This is a genomic window from Streptomyces composti, from assembly GCF_012034205.1.
Classification (GTDB): Bacteria; Actinomycetota; Actinomycetes; order Streptomycetales; family Streptomycetaceae; genus Streptomyces; species Streptomyces composti.
Genome location: NZ_JAATEM010000034.1, coordinates 59,200 through 80,386 on the forward strand (window position 1 = coordinate 59,200; position 21,187 = coordinate 80,386).

At 70.8% G+C, this 21,187-nt stretch carries 12 protein-coding genes; 5 read left to right on the top strand and 7 right to left on the bottom strand.

Translation table 11 applies throughout. The features are described from left to right. Positions 1–37: 37 nt before the first annotated feature. The 4 genes from HCJ93_RS24785 to amaB all read right to left on the bottom strand — a co-directional run bounded on the left by HCJ93_RS24785 (position 38) and on the right by amaB (position 5,239). Entirely contained in the window at positions 38–1,279 is a 1,242-nt protein-coding gene (locus HCJ93_RS24785) for a winged helix-turn-helix domain-containing protein (RefSeq protein WP_167998031.1), read from the bottom strand. Continuing rightward, entirely contained in the window at positions 1,276–1,989 is a 714-nt protein-coding gene (locus HCJ93_RS24790; protein WP_167998032.1) for a response regulator transcription factor, read from the bottom strand. Before HCJ93_RS24790 ends, HCJ93_RS24785 begins: the two co-directional genes overlap by 4 nt. 341 nt (positions 1,990–2,330) lie before the next feature. After that, positions 2,331–3,677 carry an L-lysine 6-transaminase gene (lat, locus tag HCJ93_RS24795; protein WP_167998033.1) on the bottom strand — a complete coding sequence of 449 codons (1,347 nt, stop codon included), beginning with the start codon at positions 3,675–3,677 and terminating at the stop codon, positions 2,331–2,333. 35 nt (positions 3,678–3,712) lie between these two features. Further along, entirely contained in the window at positions 3,713–5,239 is a 1,527-nt protein-coding gene (gene amaB / locus HCJ93_RS24800) for an L-piperidine-6-carboxylate dehydrogenase (RefSeq protein ID WP_167998034.1), read from the bottom strand. A gap of 188 nt (positions 5,240–5,427) precedes the next feature. Here amaB and HCJ93_RS24805 point away from each other — a divergent pair, with 188 nt between their 5' ends. Further along, positions 5,428–6,690: a cytochrome P450 gene (locus HCJ93_RS24805; protein WP_167998035.1), complete on the top strand. Its 1,263-nt coding sequence runs from the start codon at positions 5,428–5,430 to the stop codon at positions 6,688–6,690. Here HCJ93_RS24805 and HCJ93_RS29665 read toward each other — a convergent pair. The 3 genes from HCJ93_RS29665 to vioD are packed head-to-tail and all read right to left on the bottom strand — an operon-like array spanning position 6,684 to position 16,356. Then, a complete protein-coding gene (locus HCJ93_RS29665) occupies positions 6,684–10,544 on the bottom strand; it encodes a non-ribosomal peptide synthetase (protein ID WP_309141498.1) in 3,861 nt (1,286 codons plus the stop codon). The two genes, HCJ93_RS24805 and HCJ93_RS29665, sit on opposite strands and share 7 nt — an antisense overlap. After that, positions 10,541–15,223 (bottom strand): non-ribosomal peptide synthetase, encoded by a 4,683-nt coding sequence (locus HCJ93_RS24815; protein ID WP_167998036.1) that lies wholly within the window; start codon positions 15,221–15,223, stop codon positions 10,541–10,543. The genes HCJ93_RS29665 and HCJ93_RS24815 overlap by 4 nt, the downstream gene beginning before the upstream one ends. Further along, complete coding sequence (gene vioD, locus HCJ93_RS24820; protein ID WP_167998037.1) at positions 15,220–16,356, bottom strand: capreomycidine synthase; 1,137 nt, start codon at positions 16,354–16,356, stop codon at positions 15,220–15,222. The genes HCJ93_RS24815 and vioD overlap by 4 nt, the downstream gene beginning before the upstream one ends. A 215-nt stretch (positions 16,357–16,571) precedes the next feature. Here vioD and HCJ93_RS24825 point away from each other — a divergent pair, with 215 nt between their 5' ends. The 4 genes from HCJ93_RS24825 to HCJ93_RS24840 form a co-directional block, all read left to right on the top strand. After that, positions 16,572–17,678, top strand: coding sequence for a branched-chain amino acid aminotransferase (locus HCJ93_RS24825; RefSeq protein WP_309141499.1), 1,107 nt, complete (start codon positions 16,572–16,574; stop codon positions 17,676–17,678). 208 nt (positions 17,679–17,886) lie between these two features. Beyond that, positions 17,887–18,105: an MbtH family protein gene (locus tag HCJ93_RS24830; RefSeq protein WP_167998039.1), complete on the top strand. Its 219-nt coding sequence runs from the start codon at positions 17,887–17,889 to the stop codon at positions 18,103–18,105. Between the two features lie 58 nt (positions 18,106–18,163). Further along, complete coding sequence (locus HCJ93_RS24835) at positions 18,164–20,005, top strand: non-ribosomal peptide synthetase (protein ID WP_240967830.1); 1,842 nt, start codon at positions 18,164–18,166, stop codon at positions 20,003–20,005. Then, positions 19,989–21,187, top strand: a 1,199-nt coding sequence (locus HCJ93_RS24840) for a cytochrome P450 (RefSeq protein ID WP_167998040.1), incomplete at its 3' end; no start/stop codon positions are given. The genes HCJ93_RS24835 and HCJ93_RS24840, both read left to right, overlap by 17 nt.

Below are 21,187 nucleotides of genomic sequence, written 5' to 3' on the forward strand. Positions count from 1 at the left end.
CCCTCTTCAGGGGACGTACCGGGCGAGGCCGGCCCGTTCACGAGGAGAGGAGCGCGGCGCGCCAGCCGTCCGGGAGTACCTCTCCGTACTCGATGCCGTGCACGCCCCGGAAGGCGGCGAGCTCCTCCAGCTGCCCGACGACCGCCCGGCGCAGCGCGGCCGTGGGCTTGACCTCGGGCTCCAGATAGATGCCCTCGACCACCAGGGTGTCCCGTTTGCGCTCGACCCGCGGGGAGATCCGGCCGACGAGCCGGTCCTCGTGGACGATCGGCAGCAGGTAATAGCCGTACTGCCGCTTCGCCTTGGGGATGTACATCTCGTTGCGGAAGTCGAAGTCCCACAGCCGCTGGGTCAGCCGCCGGTCGCTGACGAGGTTGTCGAAGGGCGAGAGCAGGGCGGTACGGCCGTGCCACTCGCCGGAGCGGATCGCGGTCAGTTCCGCCTCCGCGTCCGTGTGCACGTACCAGGTCTCGGACGGTTTGCCGCCCTCGACCCGGACGGGAAGGACCTTTCCCTGCCTGGTGAGGTCGCGCAGCACTCCGGGCAGGCCGTCGTACTGGCCGCGCAGGAAGTACTGCTTGATGTCCAGCGGCCGGGCGACCCCGAGAGCGCGCAGTGTGTGCTCCGTGGCCGCCGTGACCTTCTGCTCGGGCGACATCGGCGTCCGGTCGGTGCCGGGAGGCAGGCAGGCGTCCGGCAGGCCCCACAGACGCAGGCCGCCCTCCCGGGCCTGCACCATGACCCGGCCCTGGAGCCAGAGAAAGGTCAGCATCCGCTCGACGTTGCGGCCCGCGGTCCAGCCGGAGGAGGGCCAGTCCATTTCCGCGCAGTCGTCGAAGGCCTCCGTGGGCAGCGGGGTGCCCTCCGCCAGACGGGACAGGATGTGCTTCAGCAGCACCTCGTTGGCGTCCATCCAGACCTGTGTGAAGGACCGGTTGGGCGGCGGGTAGGCGTCCATCGTCGCGCGGTGCAGCGGGTAGTCCTCGGTGAGCACGATGGCCGCCGCGTGCGCCCAGTACTCGAACAGCCAGCGGTCCTGCCACCATGCCGTGGACAGGTGAGGCGCGGCCTCGGCCCCCAGACGGCTCCAGACGACCAGTTCGTGGCTGGGCGCCACGACGCTCACCGGGTCGAGCTGGAGGTACCGCAGCGAGCGCAGAACGGTACGCAGGCCCTCGGGTGTCGGGTCCGGGCGGGAGGCGGTCAGATGCTGCCGGGTCAGAGCGAGCCGGCGGGCCTCCGTCTTGCTGAGCGTCAGGGTCGCTTCGGGACGGGTCATTGCGCTGCTCCTTGCTGCGTCAGCTGCCCGCGGGAACGGGCGGGCCGCCTGGCGCCGTCGCCGGCGCGCGGCCGGCCGGCGGGCTGTACGGGCAGGGGCGCCACCTGCTGCCCGAGCAGGGCGACACGAGTCAGTTCTGCCTTGTTGCCGACGCCCAGTTTGGCGCGGATGCGCTTGACGTAGGTGTCCACCGTGTGCGGACTGATGCCCAGCCGGGTCGCGATCTGACCATGTGTCAGGCCACGGGATATCTGCCGCAGGACCTGCGTCTCCCGGTCGGACAGGTGGCCGTCGGGAAGGGTCACCGGCGTCGGGGCCGGGTAACCGGTGCATCCGCACGGGATCCTCGCGTCGTCACGCCGGCACGGGATCGGTCGGGAACCGGCGGCCACGGCTTGAATGGCCCGCACGATGCAGGCGACCGAACCCCGCTTGTGGACGACGCCGGAGGCGCCGGCCACGAGGTAGGCCTCGTAATCTTCGTCCGGAGCGTGATTGACGACCAGGACAGGTGTGTGAGCGGCCAGTTCGGTGATGAGGTGCGCAGAGCCGACGGGCAGGACCTCGGAGTCGAGAAGGAGGACATCTGTGCGACCTGGAGGGTCTGCCTGGGGCGACCGAGCCGTCACGTCGATTCCCGAACCGTGCAGGACCTGAATGAGCCCGGCCAGAAAGATTGGAGACGCCGTAATTGCCTCGGTTCTTATCATGAATCCCCGTCTTATAGCCGTATTGCTTGACAGCGCATCGGTATTCAGACGCAGAGCAATTGGCTGAGGGCGATTGTGCCGCCGCAACCGATTTCCCCCGCATCGGCCGGATCTCCGCGCATCACTCCCATCGTCTCAACTGCGGTTCTCCAGACCGGGTTTGTTGAGCTCGAACGCAGATGCTATCAGTCAGGTGCGGTCCCACCTGTAGCTGTTTTGGGGGACACGAGAAACTGCGATACAAGGGGTAGAACCAGCCTTATGCGCGCTACTTCCGGCGCGCCCCGGTTCGGGCCCGCCGCCCGGTTCGGCGGCGGGACAGGCCGTTTTCTTCCGGGTGTCTACGCGCCGTCGCTGCAGCGCTTGAGCGACCGCGCGAATGCGTCGAGGGCGAAGGACAGCTCCTCCTGGCTCACCGACAGCGCGGGCCGCAGCCGCACCGAGAGGTCGCCGCCGGGCAGCACGAGCACGCCCTCCTCGCGCAGCACCCCCACGAAGGTGTCACGGAACGCCGTGGACGTCAGATCGAAGGCGCACATCAGGCCGCGCCCCCGGGCGTTGGAGACCAGTCCGGGGAAGCGGTCGGCCAGTGAACGGAGCCCGCCCAGCAACTGCTCGCCCAGGTCTGCGGCCCGCTCGATCAGCCGGTCGCGTTCGATGACCTCCAGCAGACGGCGCGAGCGAACCATGTCCACCAGGCCGCCGGCCCAGGTCGAACCGACCCGTGCGCTGACCCGGAAGACATGGTCGGGGACCAGGTCCACCCGTCGGCCGGCCATGACCCCGCCGACCTGTGCCTTCTTGCCGAAGGCCACCACGTCCGGCTCGATTCCCAGCTGCTGGTACGCCCACGGCGTGCCGGTCAGTCCCACCCCGGTCTGCACCTCGTCGAGCACGAACAGCGCGTCGTGCTGGTGGCACAGCCGCTGCATCGCCTGGAGGAACTCGGGCCGCAGATGCTTGTCGCCGCCCTCGCTCAGGACCGGCTCGGCGATGAAGCACGCGATGTCGTGCTGGTGCGCCCGGAACGCCGCCTCGGCCTGAGCGAGCGCCACCCGCTCGGCCTCCTCGACCTGGGCGAGGTGGTCCGCCAGCGGGAAGCGGACGGCGGGCGTGTCGATGCGCGGCCAGTCGAAGACGGGGAAGCGCTCGGTCTTGACCGGCTCGGTGTTGGTCAGGGACAGGGTGTACCCGCTGCGGCCGTGGAAGGCGTGCTTCAGATGCAGCACCTGCGTACCGAGCGAGGCCGGTCGGCCGGCCGCCTCGTTCCGCCGGCTCTTCCAGTCGAACGCGCACTTCAGCGCGTTCTCCACGGCCAGTGCCCCGCCTTCCACGAAGAACAGATGCGGCAGTTCGGGGTCTCCCAGCACCCGGGCGAACGTGGCGACGAACTCCGCGAGTTCCGTGGTGTAGGCATCCGCGTTCGAGGGCTTGTTGGCACCCACCTTGGCCAGGAGCCGGGTGAACTCCGGGTCCTGCGTCACGTCCGGCGGGTTGAAACCCAGTGGGCTGGACGCGTAGAAGGTGAAGAGATCGAGGTAGGAGCGCCCGGTGAGTTCGTCGACCAGCCAGCTGCCGTGACTGCGCTCCAGGTCGAGCACGAACGGGTATCCGTCGACCAGCAGATGCTCGGCCAGACTCGTGTGGACCCGGTCCGGGGTGATGGAACCTGCGCGGCGAAGAGTCATGGGGATTCCTTGCGTCGGGGGCGGGGCACCGTCGGTCAGGAGAAGCTGATGTTCTGGGCGAGGGCCACCTCGCCCGAGTAGTTGACGACGCTGGTCGACCGGCGCATGTACGCGTGCCAGGCGTCCGAGCCGCACGCCCGGCCACCGCCGGTCTCCTTCTCACCGCCGAAGGCGAGGCCGACCTCCGCACCCGACGTGCCCAGATTGACGTTCACCAGCCCGGTGTCCGCGCCCACGGCCGACATGAAGATCTCGGCCTCCTGCTGGTCTCGCGTGAAGATGCTGGCGGACAGCCCCTGCGGGACGTCGTTCTGCAGGGCGATGGCCTCCTCGAGGGAGTCGTAGGTGAGCACGTACAACAGCGGCGCGAATGTCTCCTCCCGCACGACCGGGGTGTGTCCGTCGATCCGCACGACCGCCGGCCGCACGTACGCGGCGGATTCCGCGGCCGTCGCCACCTGTTCGCCGCCCGTGAGCAGCTTTCCGCCGTCGCGTGTGACCCGGGCGATCGCCTCCCGCATGGCCTCGAGCGGGGCCGGGGAGATCAACGGGCCGACGAGGGTGTCCTCCGCGAACGGGTCACCCACCGGCAGCCGTTCGAAGGCCGCGGTCAGCCGGGGCAGCAGCTCGTCCACGACGTCCCGGTGCACGATGAGCCGGCGCAGCGAGGTGCAGCGCTGGCCGGCGGTGCCCGCGACGGCGAAGACCACGGCCGAGAGGGTCAGATCGAGGTCGGCACTGGGGGCGACGATCGCCGCGTTGTTGCCGCCCAGCTCCAGCAGGGAACGTCCGAAGCGGGCCGCCACCCGAGGGCCGACCGAGCGCCCCATCCGCGTCGAACCGGTGGCACTGACCAGTGCCACGCGCCGGTCGTCCACGAGCGCCTCGCCCGTCTCCTTGCCGCCGATCAGCAGGTGGTGGATACCGGCCGGGGCGCCGGTCTCCTCGGCGGCCCGGGCCAGCAGCCGGGCGCAGGCCAGGGAGATCAGCGGAGTCTGCTCGGACGGCTTCCACACCACCGTGTCACCGCACACCAGGGCGATCGTGGTGTTCCAGGACCACACGGCCGCCGGGAAGTTGAAAGCCGAGATGATGCCCACGACGCCCAGCGGGTGCCAGGTCTCGGTCATCCGGTGACCGGGTCGCTCGGACGCGATGACCCTGCCGTACAGCTGACGGGAGAGACCCACCGCGTAGTCCGCGATGTCGATCATCTCCTGGACCTCGCCGTGCGCCTCGGCCCGGATCTTCCCCGCCTCCAGGGTGATCAGCTCGGCCAGGTCGTCATGGTGCTCCCGCACCAGGTCGCCGAAGCGGCGCACGACGTCGCCGCGGCGCGGGGCCGGAGTGGTGCGCCAGGTGAGGAAGGTGTCATGGGCGGCGGTCACGGCCGCCTCCGTCTCCGTCGCGCCGCTGCCCTTCAGACCGAACAGGTCTTCGCCGGTGATGGGCGTCCGGGCGTACAGGCCGTCGCCTTCCGGGATCACCACCCCGATGCGGTCCAGGCACGCGCGGGCACGCGCACGCAGGTCGTCCGTGGCGGGCAGGACGAGCGAGGTCATGCATCCTCCTGAAGGGTGAGGCAGGCGCAGCCGGTCACGTTCTCGACGACCGGTGGCACCACCTCAGACCGTGACGGAGCGGACAGGTAGCCCCCGGTTCGCGTGACAGGACAGCCTGTCGCGTGCGTCGTACGTTCCTGAGGCAGGGCGCAGGGGGCCCTGTTCGTACCGGCACTGGAGTTGTATAGATGCGCACCGACAGCCCGGCCAGCCAGGACAACGGCATCGACGCGGCGGACCGCCCCTTGTACGACCCGTTCTCCTGGGAACTGCACGAGGACCCCTACCCGGTCTACGCCTGGATGCGGGAGAACGAACCGGTCTACCGCAACGAGGAACGCGACTTCTGGGCCCTGTCCCGGCACGCCGACGTGCTTTCCGCACTGCGCAACCCCAAGCTGTTCTCCAGCCGGAACGGCATCTCGCTGGAGACCGAGCTGTGGGGCCCCGAGGCGTACAAGACCAGCTTCTTCCTCGCCATGGACCCGCCGGAGCACGGCCGGCTGCGCTCCCTGGTCTCCAGCGGCTTCAGCGCCCGGCATGTCAGGGGTCAGGAGGCGCGCATCCGCAAGGCGGCCCGCGAGCGGCTGCTGCCGCTCCTGGAGCAGGGCGAGTTCGACTTCGCCGGCGACTATGCGGCAGCCCTGCCCAACGACATCGTGTGCGACATGGTCGGCATACCCGCCGCCGACTGGGACCTCATCCGCGCCGACACCGACCTGCTGAACATGCGTGAGGACGGCGAGGAGACGCGCCCGCCCGGATCCGTCCAGGCAGCCCTGCGCCTCGCCTCGTACTTCGTCGCGCACGTCAACGAACTGCGGCGCCGTCCCGGCGACGACCTCACCTCGCACCTTCTGGACGTGCGGGTCGACGGCCGGCCGCTGACCGACTCGGAGATCGTCGCCTTCCTCTTCCTGCTGATCACCGCAGGGAACGAGTCGACGGGCAAGGTCATCGGCAATGCCTGGTATCACGGCTGGCTGCACCCCGATGTGAAGCGGGCCGGCCTCGACCACCGGCCGGGCGACTGGACGATGGAGACCTTGCGGTACGACTCGGCCAGCCAGATGGTCGCCCGCACCGTCACCGAGGACACCGTGCTGCACGACGTCCTGCTGCCGGCCGGTGCCCGGGTCGCCCTCCTGCCCGCGTCCGGCAACCGCGACCGCAGGGTCTTCGAGGATCCCGACCGCTACGACCTGGACCGGGACACCGGCCAGCTGATCAGCTTCGGGCACGGCCCGCACTTCTGCCTGGGCGCCGCCCTCGCCAAGCTCGAGATCAGGATCGCCCTGGAGGAGATCGGAGCACACATCTCCGACTACGAGATCGACATGACCTACGCCCGCCGCGTGCACTCCCCGCACCAGCGCGGGTTCGCCGTCCTGCCGACCTCGGTGACGCTGCGCGCCAAGCCGCGCGCCCTGCCGGAGCAGGACGCTCACTGATCGTGCGAGGTCCGGCCTCCGGCATCCGGCTCCCCTGACGCGGAGGCGATGATCCCCGCAAGGACCTCCGGCTGCTGCTGCAGGAAGTAGTGACCTCCGCCGGGCACGGTCGCCAGGTCCACGGACGAACCGAAGCGCTCCCACACCCGGTGCCTGCGCTCGTACTGCGGGGTCTCCGGATCGTCCGTACCGACGACCACGGTGATCGGCGCCCTGAGCGGCTCCGTGCGTCCGCGGCGGGGCCACTGCCGGGTGAAGTACGCCCGGGCGGCAGCCGCGTCATGGCGGAAAGCCCGCATGACGAAGGCGAGTTCGTCGTCGTCCACCACTCCGCGGAATCCGCCGAGCGACTGCAGATAGCGCATCTCCGCCCGGTCGGCCGCCGGACCCTCACGCCGCCGGCGCGGGATACGGCTCTCGTAGAAGGGGTACGAGGCCCCGACGAACAGCCGCTCGACGGTCCGGCCCGAGGACTCCAGGCACCGCACCACCTCGACGGCCAGCGCCACCCCGACACAGTGCCCGTAGACCGAGACCGGACCGTCCACGGTCTTCAGAATCTCGTCCGCGACCTCCCGGGCCACCTCGCCGAGCGCCCGCAGCTGCGGATCGCCGCCGAGCTCGTGGCCCGGCAGCGCCACGGCCAGCAGCGTGCGGCCGGGGCCGAGGCCGGCCGCCAGGGGCTGGTAGCTGATGGCGCTGCCGCCGCCGAACGGCACGCACACCAGGGTGTGCCGTGCCGCCGGATCCTCAGGGGTCAGCCGCAGCAGCAGGCCGGGCTTCTCGGCGGCTTCCAACGCCGCCGCCAGTTCCCGCACACTCGGGTGCGCGGCGAGCAGCCCCACCGTGGCGCCCTCGATCCGCCGCACGGCCCGGACCGCGGTGAAGGAGTCGCCGCCCAGGTGGAAGAAGCTTGTCGTCACATCCACCGCCGGCAGGTCCAGAAGGTCCCGGAAGACCTCGGCGATGCTCTCCTCCCGCGCGGAGGCCGGCGCGTCACCGTCCGTGGCGGTCACCGCCGGAGCGGGGTCGGGCAGCGCGTGCCGGTCCAGCTTGCCGTTGTGGGTCAGCGGCATCGAGGACAGGGCGGTCACCGTGGCCGGAACCATGTAGCGGGGCAGAGCCGAGCGCAGCGCGTCGTGCAGGGCGGCCGTGTCGAGGCCGTCACCGGTGACGTACGCGGCGAGGCGTGATCCCTCGCGCACCGTCACCACCGCTTCCCGGACCGACGGCTGGGCGAGCAGGACCTGCTCCACCTCGCCCAGCTCGATCCGGTAGCCGTGGATCTTCACCTGCTGGTCGATACGTCCGAGGAATTCCAGCGACCCGTCCCGCAGCCTGCGCACCTTGTCGCCGGTCCGGTACAGCCGCCCTCCGGGCCCCGCCAGGTCGTGCGCGACGAACCGTTCCGCGGTCAGCGCCGGGCGGTTGACGTAGCCGCGCGCCAACTGGACACCACTGAGGAAGAGTTCGCCGGGGACCCCGACGGGCACCGGCTCCAGACGCTCGTCCAGGACGTGCGTGCCGGTGTTCGCGACGGCCTCCCCGATCGGGACCACCCCCGCCGGCGCCGGGCGAGCGCAGTCCCACCAGGTGACGTCCACGGCGGCTTCGGTCGGCCCGTACAGATTGTGCAGCTCCACGTGCGGAAGAACGGCACGAAAGCGTTCCACCAGCGGATGCGGGAGCGCCTCGCCGCTGCACATCACCCGGCGCAGGGCAGGCGCCTCGACAGGCTCGTCGAGGAAGAGCTGGAGCATCGACGGCACGAAATGCGCGACGGTGACGGACCGTTCGGCCATGACACGGGCCAGATAGGCGCTGTCCTGGTGCCCGCCGGGCCGGGCCAGGACCATGGTGGCCCCGGTCATCAGCGGCCAGAACAGCTCCCACACCGACACGTCGAAGCTCAGCGGGGTCTTCTGCAGCACCCGGTCGGCAGCACCGAGCGTGAACGTCTCCTGCATCCACGACAGCCGGTTGACGATCGCGCGATGGGTGACGACCACGCCCTTGGGGCGGCCGGTGGAGCCGGAGGTGAACAAAACGTAGGCGGCGTCATCGGGTCGGCCCGGGCATGCCCGGGGCGCCGCCGCCTCGGCATGATCCGCCGAGGTCAGGACCCGCCGTGCTCCGGCCCGGAGGGCCGTCTCCACGTGGTCCGGCGAGGCGAAGGCCACCGTCATGCCCGCCTCGCCGGCCATGAACGCCAGACGCGCGGTCGGCAGCGACGGCTCGAGAGGCAGATAGGAGGCGCCGGCCAGCAGCGCACCCAGCACGCCCGTGACCATGTCCAGGGAGCGGTCGGCACAGACGCCGACGACCTGGCCCGGCCCCGCCCCGGCCGCGGCCAGCGCTCCGGCTGCCCGCCGGGCGCGGTCGAGCAGCTGGGCGTAGGTGAGGGTGCCGTCGTCCGCGAGCACGGCGACCGCGTCCGGGGTCGCCGCCGCCTGGCGTTCCACCAGTTCCGCGAGGGTACGCTCCGCGTCCGGGTAGGTCACGCTCGCCGCCGGCGGGCCTGCCACGCGTTCCGCCGCCGCCGTCAGCACCTCGCCGACCGTGCCGGCGCCGGTGAGCGCCTCCAGGACGCGGTGGAGGTACTCCATCATGTCGTCGACCGTGCCCGGCTCGAACCGTTCGCGGTGGAAGACCAGCCGCACGACCGAGACGGGCGCGGGCGTCACGATCAGGGTCAGCGCCTCACTCGTCTTCTCGAAATCGTTCACCGAACGGATCGAGAACTGCCCGGCCAGCTCCCCGCCGCCGAGGGCGAGCCGGTAGTTGTCCAGGACCACGACGCTCTCGAACAGCGGCTGATCACCGGGCACGCCCGCCCAGGACCGGATCTGCGCCAGCGGCGTGTACTCGTAGCGGCGGGCCGTGGAGTGCAGCGACTGCAGCTCCTGCAGCCATGCGGTCAGGTCGCCGTCCTGGGGCACGGCGACCCGGATCGGCAGGGTGTTGATGAACGACCCGACCATCTCGTCGACGCCCCGCAGTTCGGCGGGCCGTCCCGAGCTGGTGCAGCCGTAGGTGACCTCCGAGTCCCCGCTGAACCGCCTGAGCACCAGCGCCCAGGCAGCCTGCAGCAGAGTGCTGAGGGTGACTCGATGGCGTGCGCCGGCCGCGCGCAGCCGGTCCTCCAGGACAGCCGGCAGTTCCCTGCGGACCTCGTCCACCGCGCCGGGACCGCGCCGCGGGTCGGGCCGCAGCAGCGGGGCGAGCCGCCCGCTGCCGGCGGGACCCGCCAGGGCACGGCTCCACCAGTTCCTGGCCGCCTGGAGGTCCTGGCCCTGCAGCCAGGCGATGTAGTCCCGGTACGGCGCGGGCGCGGCCGGCGGGGCGGCGCCGGTGAGGAGGCAGCGGTACCGGCGCACGAGGTCGCCGAGGACTCTCGGCACCGACCAGCCGTCGAGCAGCAGCATGTGGTGGGTCCAGACGAACCCGTGGTGCCTGTCCCCGAGCCGGATCAGATGCAGTCGCTGCAACGGCGGATGCTCCGGGTCGAAGCCCGCCGCTCGGTCCTCGGCGAGCAGCTGCTCGAACCTGGCCCGCCGCTCGCCCTCGTCGGCGTCCGACCAGTCGTGCCGCGTCAGCGCGTCCGGCGGCCTGCGGTGCACCACCTGGAGCGGCTTGTCCAGCCCCTCCCAGTGAAAGGAGGTGCGCAGGGCGGGATGCGCCGCGACCACCTGCCGCCACGCCTGCTCCAGGAGACCGGCGTCGAGCGTCCCCTCGATCTCGAAGCTGCGCTGCGCGACATAGGTGTCCGGCTCACCTCCGTACAAGGTGTGCAGCAGCATCCCCTGCTGAAGGGGGGACAGCTCGTAGACGTCCTCCACCTCGGTGTTGCTCACGAGGTCTCCCGGCCCGACCGCAGGCGGTCGAGAAGTCCGTCGAGCTGCGACCGGTCGACCCGGGCGAGCGGGAAGTCCGACGGCGTGCGGGTGGCGTCGCCGTCGGCCGCGAGGGTGCGCAGCTCTGCCAGGAAGCGTTCCGCGAGCCGTTCCACGGTCTCCCGGTGGTGCAGCCGGTGGTCGTACTCCCAGGTGACGGTGAGCCGGCCGCCGCTGACCGCGGCGCGCACGTCCAGCGCGTACGGGCGGCGGGCGAGCGGACTGGCCGCGGGACCGGCGGGACCGAGCACGGTGAAGCCGTCCGTCGCGGGCGACGGCTCGTCGAGCTGGCCGGTGTAGGCGAAGACCAGCTCTGCCGGGGACTGCGGCAGCGGATCGCTGCTCTGGCGCAGCAGCTGCCAGCCGAGTCCGCCCTCGGGGACGGCCCGCAGGGCCTCCTTGACCGACTTCAGGGTGGTGGCGGGAGTGCTGCCGGGCTCGCTGACCAGAGCGATCGGGTGGACGGTGTCCAGCCAGCCGACCGTGCGGGCCAGATCGATGTCACCGAACACCTTCTCGCGGGTGTGGCGCCGCAGGTCGACCACGGTCCGTGGCCGGCCGGTCCAGTCGCCCAGGGTGCGGCACAGCGCCGTGAGCAGCAGGTCGTCGATCCGGCAGTTGTGCGCGGCGGGAGCGTCCTGGAGCAGCTCGGTGGTCTCCGCCGAGCCGAGCCGCGCGACGACCTCGCGCGCGTCGGCGACCGTTCCGGGACCGGCATGACCGGCAGCCGCGGTGTCGGAGGGCAGCGCGCCGGAGGTCTCCTCGACGAGATCCGTCCAGTACGGCCGCTGGGACTGCACCGGCTGAGTGCCCGCGTACGAGGCGAGGCGGCGGGCCCAGGACTGCCAGGACGTCGTCTTCGCCGGCAGCGCCACCGTCTGTCCGGCGGCCAGCGCCAGCAGCGCGGTCCGCAGATCCTCCACGAGGATGCGCAGGGAGGTGACGTCGGCGACGAGGTGATGCGCGATCACCGCGAGACGGTCGGGGCGCCCGTCGCCGAGCTGGAAGAACTCGAAGCGGATCAGCGGACCGACCGAGAGTCCGAGGCCCGCGGCCGCCTCGGCGGTCAGCTCGGTGATCCGGCGCTCCTGCTCGTCCGCGTCCAGGCCGGACAGGTCGTGCGCGGAGAACGGCGTACGGCCCTGGGGCAGGGCGATCCGGACGCGTGTCTGGACGCCGTTGAGCTGGAACCGCTGCCGCAGGCCGTCGTGGTGGACGAGGAGCTGCTGGACCGCCTCGCGCAGCATCTCCGGCGGGTAGGTCTCGCGCAGCTCGAGCAGCGTGGAGACGTTCCAGTGATGGGGATCGGTGAAGTCCGCGCCGCAGAACCAGCGTTGGGGCGGGGCCAGGGGCGAAGGACCGCTGACGACGCCCTGCTCGGCGTCGATGGCCGGGGCGGCCGTGGTGACGGCCGCGAGCGAGGCGACCGTGGGGTGTTCGAACAGGTCCAGCGGGGAGATCCGGATGCCGGTGTCCTGTGCCTGCGCGACCACCTGGATGGCCAGGATCGAATCTCCGCCCAGCTCGAAGAAGTTGTCGTGCGGGCCGACGTTCTCGACGCCGATGACCCCGGCGACGATCTTCGCCAGGCTCTGCTCCACAGGGTTGTGCGGCGCGGCGGTCTCCGCCGGCTCGGCGGGGCGCTCCGCGGTGGGGGCGGGCAGCGCGGCTCGGTCGATCTTGCCGTTCGGCGTGAGCGGCAGCGCGTCGAGCGGCACGAACGCCGCGGGCACCATGTACGGCGGCAGCTCCCGCGCCAGGAACTCCCGGAGCGCCGCGGCGGCGGGTGCGGAGGAACCGTGCGGGACGACGTATGCCACGAGCCGCTTGTCCCCGGGCTCGGGCTCGTGCACGTCCACCACCGACTCGCTGATCTCGGGATGCAGGCTGAGAGCCGCCTCGATCTCCGCCGGTTCCACCCGGAAGCCGCGGATCTTGATCTGGGTGTCGGCCCGGGACACGAACTCCAGATTGCCGTCCGGGCGTTGCCGGACCACATCACCGGTGCGGTACAGGCGCTCGCCCGGATGAGCCGGGTCCGGGTCCGCGACGAACCGCTGTGCGGTCAGCCCGGGCCGGCCGTGGTAGCCGCGGGCCAGGCTGATCCCGCCGATGTACAGGTCCCCGCACCCGCCCACGGGCACCGGGCGAAGCCGGCTGTCGAGGATGCGCAGATCGGCCGAGGGCAGCGGGGTGCCGATCGGGAGGTTGGGCCAGTCGCGTTTCTGGTCGGGCGGGTCGAGGCGGAAGAAGGTCGAGCTCACGGTCGTCTCCGTCAGACCGTACACATGCATCAGCGGCACGCCGAGCGGCTCCCACATGGTGATGCGGTCGGGAAGCACCCGCTCCCCGCCGATGATCACGAGGCGGAGCCAGTCCGGAAGCGAGCGGTCCTGGCGTCGCAGCGACCGCGTCCACTCGTGCCAGTACGCGGTGGGCAGCTCCACCACCGTGACGCGCTCGCGCTCGAGCAGCTCCGCCAGGTCGGCGCCGCCGCCGAGCGTCGGTCCGGCAGGGATGACCACGGCACCGCCGGCCAGCCAGATGGGGAACAGCTCCTCCACGAGCACGTCGAAGCCCGGCGAGGCGAACTGCAGGAACCGGTCCCCGCTGCCGAGCCCGAAACGCTCCACCACCTCACGGGCGAAGGTCACCAGCGAGCGATGTTCGATCGCGGCCCCCTTGGGGCGGCCGGTCGAACCCGAGGTGTACACCAGGTACGCCAGCGAGGCCGGGTCGGGCAGCGTGGACAGATCGTGGTCGGGCCCGTCGGGCAGCGAGTCCATGCACAGGATCTCGACCGGCCACCGGGGCTCCTGAGCGGCCTGCTCTTCCTCGGTGACGAGCACGCGCACGCCTGCGTCCGTCAGCATGAACGACAGGCGCTCCGCGGGGTAGGACGGATCCAGGGGCACGTAGTAGCCGCCGGCCTTGAGCACCGCGAGGATCGCCACGGGCAGCCGGGGCGACCGGTCGAGCAGAATGCCGACGCCGACCTCCGGTCCGACGCCCAGCCGGCGCAGTTCGTGCGCGAGCCGGTTGGCGCGCCGGTTCAGTTCCGCGTAGCTGAGCGCGGTCCCGTCGTGCACCACCGCCGTGGTGTGCGGGGCGAGGTCCGCCCGTCGCTGGAACAGCTCCACGAAGCCGGGACCGTGGGCCGCCTCCGAAGCGGGGGCGGTCACCTTGGCGGCCGGGGCGACGATGAACTCCACGTCACCGACCGCCGTGTCGGGCTTCCTCACCAGCTGACGGAGCACGTTGACGAACTGCGAGGCCAGCAGCTCGACCGTCTCGGTGTCGAACAGCTCGGTGCTGTACTGCCACTGCAGCGACACCGTCTCCCCGCGCGGCATGGCGAACAGCGTCAGGTCGATGGAGACCGGTCCTATGTCCATCGGCTCCGGCGCGACCGTCAGGCCCGGAAGCTCGAGGGTGCTCGGCGGCGCGGTCAGGACGTTGATCATGACCTGGATGAGCGGGGTCTGCGCCGCCTCCCGGCCGATGCCCAGCTGCTCCAGCAGCCGTTCGAAGGGGAGGTCCTGGTGGTCGTACCCCGCCGTCGTGGTGTCTCGTGCGGCATGCACCAGGTCGCGCAGCGTCTGGTCCTGGGACAGCCGCATCCGCAACGGCAGCAGGTTCGCGAAGCAGCCGATGAGCTGCTCGGTCTCCACCCGGTTGCGCCCGGAGATGGCCGATCCGATCACCAGGTCGTCCTGCCCTGAGTACCGGTGGAGCAGCACGGAGAGGGCGGCGAGCAGCACCATGAACAGCGAGACGTTCTCCCGCTCGCCGAACGTCTTGAGGTCCTCGCTCAGTTCGGGCGAGAGATCTATGTGGTACTGGGCGCCCGCGAAGGTGGGCCGCGCGGGGTAGGGCCGGTCGACCGGCAGCGTGAGCTGGGTCGGCGCGCCGTCCAGCGCCTTCTTCCAGTAGTCGAGTTCGGCGGCGATCCGCTCCTCGTCGAACTCCTCCGCCTGCAGGGCGGCGAAGTCCCCGAACTGGATCTCCGGCAGGGGCAGGTCGCCGGTCCCGCCGCCGAGGTGATTGCCGTACAGGGTCACGAACTCCCTGACGAGGATGGCCATCGACCACGCGTCGGACGCCGCATGATCGGTCGTGAACAGCGCCACGTGGGTGTCCGGGGCCAGCCGCAGCAGCTGGATCCGCAACCGCTGTGCCTCATCGGGCGCGAACGGGCGCACCAGCTCGGCATCGGCGCGCCGGCGGATCTCGGCCGACTGCTCCTCGGCCGGCAGGTCCGACAGGTCCACCAGCGGGGTAGGCACCGGCGCGACGGGCTGTACCACCTGCACGGGAGTACGGCCCCTGAGCTCGACCGTGGACCGCAGTACCTCATGGCGCTCGACGATCTCCGTCAGCACCTTGCTGAGCAGGGACAGGTCGAGGGCTCCGACGAGCCGCAGGGCTCCGCTGATGTTGTTGGATCCCCGGATCCGGCCGGTGGTCCACTCGCGCAGCTGCGCGAACGACAGCGGTGCCGGCACGCTCCGGTCGCGCGGCTTGATCCTGCCGTCCGCGACGGGGCCGCGCTCGGCCGCCATCTCGGCGAGCCGCCGCTCCAGCACCGCTCGCTTGTCCGGTGAGAGGGCCGCTATGCGGGCCTGCAGGTCATCGGTCATCGGTCTGCCACCGTTCGGGAGTCTTCGCGCAGCACTTGTTCGAGGGCGGAGAGTCCGGCCGTCAACTCGGCGGTCGTACCGCCGAAACCGAGCCGGGCGTAGGAGCGGAAGTCGTCGCCGAAGCACATGCCCGGCACGAGCAGCACCCGGTGCTCCTCGGCCAGCCGGCGGCAGGAGCGCTCCACGTCGGGCAGGCGGGGGAACTCCACGAAGGCCGTGACGCTTCCGTCCGGCGGGGTGAGCCGCACCAGGTCGGGCAGACCGGCGGCCCAGTCCTGCAGGATCTTGAGATTGGCGGCGGCGTGCTCGCGCTGGAGCGCCACGATGCGGTCAGCGTTGCGGACTGCCTTCTCGGCGAAGAACTCCAGGACGGGGGACACGTACAGGGCGATGTAGTCGCGCAGCACCGCCATCCGCTCGTGCAGCTCCCGCGGGGCCAGGCACCAGCCCACCCGCATGCCGGCCAGGCCATAGCTCTTGGACAGGGTGCCGAAGGAGATGACCTTGTCGTACCGGTCGTGCGGCAGGCGCAGAGGCGCCGCCGTGTACGTCATCTCGCCGAACGCGTTGTCCCAGACCAGCCAGGCGCCCGACTCCGCCGCGATGGAGATGAGCTCGTCCTGCTCGTCGGCCGTGATCGACACCCCGGTCGGATTGTGCGGGAAGTTCACCACGATCATGCGCGGGCCCGACGCGGCCAGCTTGCGCAGCAGCTCCATGTCGGGGGAGAAGCCCCGGTCGGCGCGGAGCCGCCACGGGGTGATCCGGCAGCCCTTCGACCGGGCGATGTCGTACAGCTGCTGGTACGCCGGGTCGACGACGATCACCTCGTCGCCCGCCTCGAGCAGCGTGTGCATGACGATGTAGATGGCCTCGCTGGAACCATGTGTGACCATCACCGGATCGACGTCCCCGCCGGTCCAGCGGTCCGCCAGCGCGGCACGCAGCCCGGGCCCGCCGTATGCCTCGCTGTCGCGCAGCACCAGCGAGTCCAGCTCGCTCAGGTCGAACCCGCACAGTGCTCGGAATTCCGCCACGGACAGGTCGCGCACGCCGCTGCTGCCGATGTCGTGATCGACCTTGTGGTAGTAGTCGCGCATCCAGGCTTCCAGCTTGGCAATGGCGATGCCCATACGTAATTCCATCCCGTCGGCGGCCACTTCGGTGGGAAGTGCGAAGCCGAATTCGACTACTTCCCCAGCCTCGGTCAGTCAGCCTCCTTCACCGGCCCGGCGCCCGCATGTCGTTCTTTCATGTGACAACGCCGAGCCCGCCTGCCACGGGTAGTTTCGAGGGCCACAACAGGGGCTTTCACTCACCGGAGTCAGTGAGGAAGAGGGGTCAGCCGGTGGACTTCGAGATCCGTGTCAATGACCGGCCCGTGCCGCACCGGGAGCGCGAGGCGATCCTCGCCGAGCCCGGGTTCGGCCGGACCTTCACCGATCACATGATCACGGCGCGCTGGGACGAGGGGCTCGGCTGGCACGACGGCCGGCTCGAACCCTACGGCCCGATCAGCCTGGATCCCTCCGCCTCCGTCTTCCACTACGGCCAGGAGTGCTTCGAGGGCATGAAGGCCTACCGGCAGGACGGCGGTGGAGTGGCTCTCTTCCGGCCACGTGTCAATGCGGCCCGCCTCAACCGCTCCGCGGAGCGCCTGGCGATGCCCGCGATACCCGAGGCGACCTTCCTGAAGGCCCTGGAACTGCTGGTCACCCAGGACGCCGACTGGGTCCCCTCGGGAGCCGGTGAGAGCCTCTACCTGCGGCCCCTGATGATCGCCACCCAGCACGAGCTGGGGTTCACCCTCCCCTCGCGCAGCTACCTCTTCGTCGTCTTCGCCTCCCCGGCCACCGCCTACTTCGGTCCCGGGGAGAGGCTCCGGCCGCTGACGGTGTGGCTGTCGGAGGACTACACCCGGGCCGCGCCCGGCGGCACCGGCGCCGCCAAGGCCGGCGGCAACTACGCCGCGGCCTTCGCCGCCCAGCGCCAGGGTGTGGCCGAAGGCTGCGACCAGGTGGTGTGGCTGGACGCGGCCGAACACACCTGGGTGGAGGAGATGGGCGGCATGAACATCTTCTTCGTTCTCGACGAGGGCGGCGGGAGCAGGCCGCGGATCGTCACACCCCCGCTGACCGACACGCTGCTGCCCGGTGTGACGCGCGACTCCCTGCTCCGCCTGGCCCCCGAGCTCGGTCTGGACACCGAGGAACGACCCATGTCGGTGCCCCAGTGGCAGGAACTGTGCGCCTCGGGGCGGATGACCGAGGCCTTCGCCTGCGGGACGGCGGCCGTCATCGCCCCGATCGGCCGGGTCAAGGGAGCCGGCGGCAAGGGGTGGACCGTCGGAGACGGCGAGCCCGGCCCCGTCACCCGGCGCCTGCGCGAAGAACTGCTGGGCATCCAGTACGGCCGGCTGCCCGACCCGCACGCCTGGGTGCACAAGGTGTGCTGAGCCCGGCGACCGGATGTCGTCCTTTCATGTGACAGTACGCGGCGGTGCCGTCCGGGTAGCTTCAGCTCGAGGTCCAGCGGTGATCGGGCGACCAGTGAGCGCAGTCCGCCGGGCATTCGCCGGCAGCGCCCGCGCCCCCCTCGTCACGTCGGTGCGGCAATTCGGTCCGCCCATTCCCATCCAGCTGCCAATTCAAGGAGCCCACGCAATGAATCCCTTTGACGATCCCGAGGGGACCTTCGCTGTTCTCGTCAATGCCGAGGAGCAGCATTCGCTCTGGCCGGTCAAGCTGGACATTCCGGCCGGCTGGCGGGTCGTTCATGAAGGCACGCGGCAGTCCTGTCTCGACTACATCGACCAGAACTGGACCGATCTTCGCCCCCTCAGCGCACGCCAGGACCCCGACATGGCCTCCGCCTCCCGCTGAGTCCGCAAGGGCATCGGCCCCAGGTCCGAGCAGAGAATCACAAGGTAGGGAGCCAGTGATGGGTAGCCTTCAGTCAGCCCGCTCGCCGCGATGCGTGCACGACATGGTCGCGGAACAGGCCGCGCGGACTCCCGAGGCGACCGCGATCAGCCATGGCGACCGCAGGCTCAGCTACCGGCAGCTCGACGCCGACGCCGACGCCCTGGCCCGGCGGCTGCGCGCTGCGGGGGTGCGCGGCGGCAGCGTCGTGGCCGTGATGCTCGACCGCTCCATCGAGCTCATGGTCGTGCTGACGGCGATCCTCAAGGCGGGTGGCGCCTATCTGTATCTCGACCCGGCCGAGCCGGCGGAACAGCGCGCCCGCATCCTCGACGACGCGCGCGCCCGCTTCGCCGTGACCGACACGGGCACCGCGCCGCTGGCCGACGGCATCGAGCACGTGCTGTCGATCGACGAACCCGCCGAGGCGGCCGCCGCCGAGCCCGGGCTGCTGCCCGCCACCGAGATCGGGCCGGACAGCCCTGCCTACGTCTGCTACACCTCCGGCTCCACCGGCGTGCCCAAGGGCGTCGTGGTGTCGCACCGCGCGATCTTCCGGCTGATCGACACACCCGACTGGATCGAGGTACGACCCGACGACGTCTTCCTGCAGATCACCCGCGTCGGGTTCGACGTGTCGACCTTCGAGATCTGGACCTCGCTGGTCAAGGGCTGCCGGCTCGCACTCGCTCCGTCGGGGCGGGCCGACCTGGACGAGATCGTCAAGACCGTCCACGACGAGGGCGTCACCATTCTGTGGCTGACCTCGGGTCTGTTCCACAAACTGGTCACCCATCACCTCGAAGGTCTGGGCACGGTACGCCACCTCCTCGCGGGCGGTGACGTCCTCTCGCCCGATCACGTACGCCGTCTTCTGGCCGCGCACCCGCACCTGACGTTCACCAACGGATACGGTCCGACCGAGAACACCACGTTCACCACTTGCTGGACGACCCGCAGGAGCAGTGACAACGAGCGGGTCCCGATCGGCACCCCCGTCCACGGCACCACCGCCGCCATCCTCGACGACGCGATGCGCCCCGTCCCGCCGGGCGAATGGGGTGAGCTGTGGGTCGGCGGCGACGGCGTGGCCACCGGCTACCTCAACAAGCCGGGCGCCACCGCCGAGAAGTTCGTCGCCGACATCTTCGGTCCGGAACCCGGCCGCCGCATGTACCGCACCGGCGACATCGTGCGGGAGCTGCCCGACGGCAACCTGGACTTCCTGTGCCGGGCCGACCGCCAGGTCAAGATCCGCGGCTACCGGGTCGAGCCGAGCACCGTGGAGACGGAGCTGCTCAAGGACCCCCGGGTCGAGGAGGCCGCCGCCCTCACCCACACCGACGGAGCCGGCGACACCCGGCTGATCGCCTATGCCGCCGTGAGCGGCCTGGCGGAGGAGGAGGCCGCGACGTTCGGCGCGGGCCTGCGCGAGAAGCTCGCCGCCGTCCTGCCCGCCCATCTGGTTCCCTGGGCGATCCTCGTCCTGCCGGAGATCCCGCTCAACGCCAACGGCAAGGTCGACCGGGGTGCCCTGCCCTCCGCCAAGATCCCGCGCAACGTGTGGAACGAGTACGTGGAACCGGCCGACGATCTGGAGCGCCGTCTGGCCGAGATCTGGAGCGACGCTCTCGACGTCGAGCCCATCGGTTCCACCGACAACTTCTTCGAGCTCGGCGGGCACTCGCTGATGGCCGCCGAACTGCTCGCCGCCCTGCAGCGTGACTTCGCCGTCGACCTGCCGGCCCGGACGCTGTACCTGCGCCCGACGATCGCGGACCTGGCCGAGGTCCTGCGGCAGAGCGAGGGGCCGGGCTCACCCGAGTCAACACAGGAGGTCGAGGATGCCACCAGTCGATGAACCGCCCGCCGCGGCGACCGCCCTGGCCGGTGCGTGCCCCGTGATACCCGCCCAGCCGGCTCCCGGATGCCCGGTCGGCAAGGCGGCCACGGGCCTGGCCGACCCCATGCTCTACAGCCACGGCGACTTCCACCGGCGCTGGGCCGAGCTGCGCGAGAAGGACCACCTCACCTGGGAGCAGGTGGACGAGAACAACGGCTTCTGGTCGGTGGCGAACTACCACGACGCCGACCAGGTGCTGCGCGACGCCCACACCTTCACGTCCGAGCGCGGCACCCTGCTCAACATTCTCGGGGTGGAGGACCCGGCCGGCGGCCGGCAGATCGCGGCAACCGATCCGCCCCGGCACACGATCATGCGCGCCCGGCTGCAGAAGGCCCTGGCCATCAAGGCCATCGAGCGCCAGGAGCAGATGATCCGTGAGCTGGTCCTGGAGGTTCTCGAGCCCCTGAAGGACGGCGGCCCGTTCGACTTCGCCGAGGCCATGCTGGCCCTGCCGGTCGCGGTCGGCGGCACGTCCATGGGGCTTCCCCGTGCCGACTGGCCCTGGCTGGCCACGCTGCTGAACTCCTCCATAGCCGCCGACGACCCCGAGTACCGGCTGGAAGGCGGCACCCAGGCGACCCTCGACAACGCGCACCGGCGGCTGTTCGCCTACTTCCAGGACATCTACGCCGAGCGCCGCCGCAATCTGGGCGACGACCTCATCAGCGTCCTGATCACCACGGAGGTGGACGGCCGGCGCATGACGCCCGGTGAGGTGATGTCCAACTGCTACAGCGTGCTGCTTGGCGCCGTGGTCACCACCCCGCACTCGCCGAACTACATGATGGCCGAGCATGTGGAGGACGGGCTGCTCGACACCTGGGCCTCCGACCTCAGCGTGACGCCCACCGCCGTGGAGGAGGCCCTCCGCATGGGCTCCCCGGTCAGCCACTTCATGCGCTATGCCGTGCGCGACACCGTCGTCCGCGGCACCCGTGTCAAGGCGGGCGACGCCGTGGTGGTCTGGCTCGGCTCGGCCAACCGGGACCGCGAGGTGTTCCCGGACCCCGACACCTTCGATCTGCGCCGCAGGCCCAACAAGCACATGGCGTTCGGGATCGGCCCCCACTACTGCGTCGGCCACACCGTGGCCCGGGTCACCCTGAAGATCCTCTTCACCGAACTCCTCACCAGGTT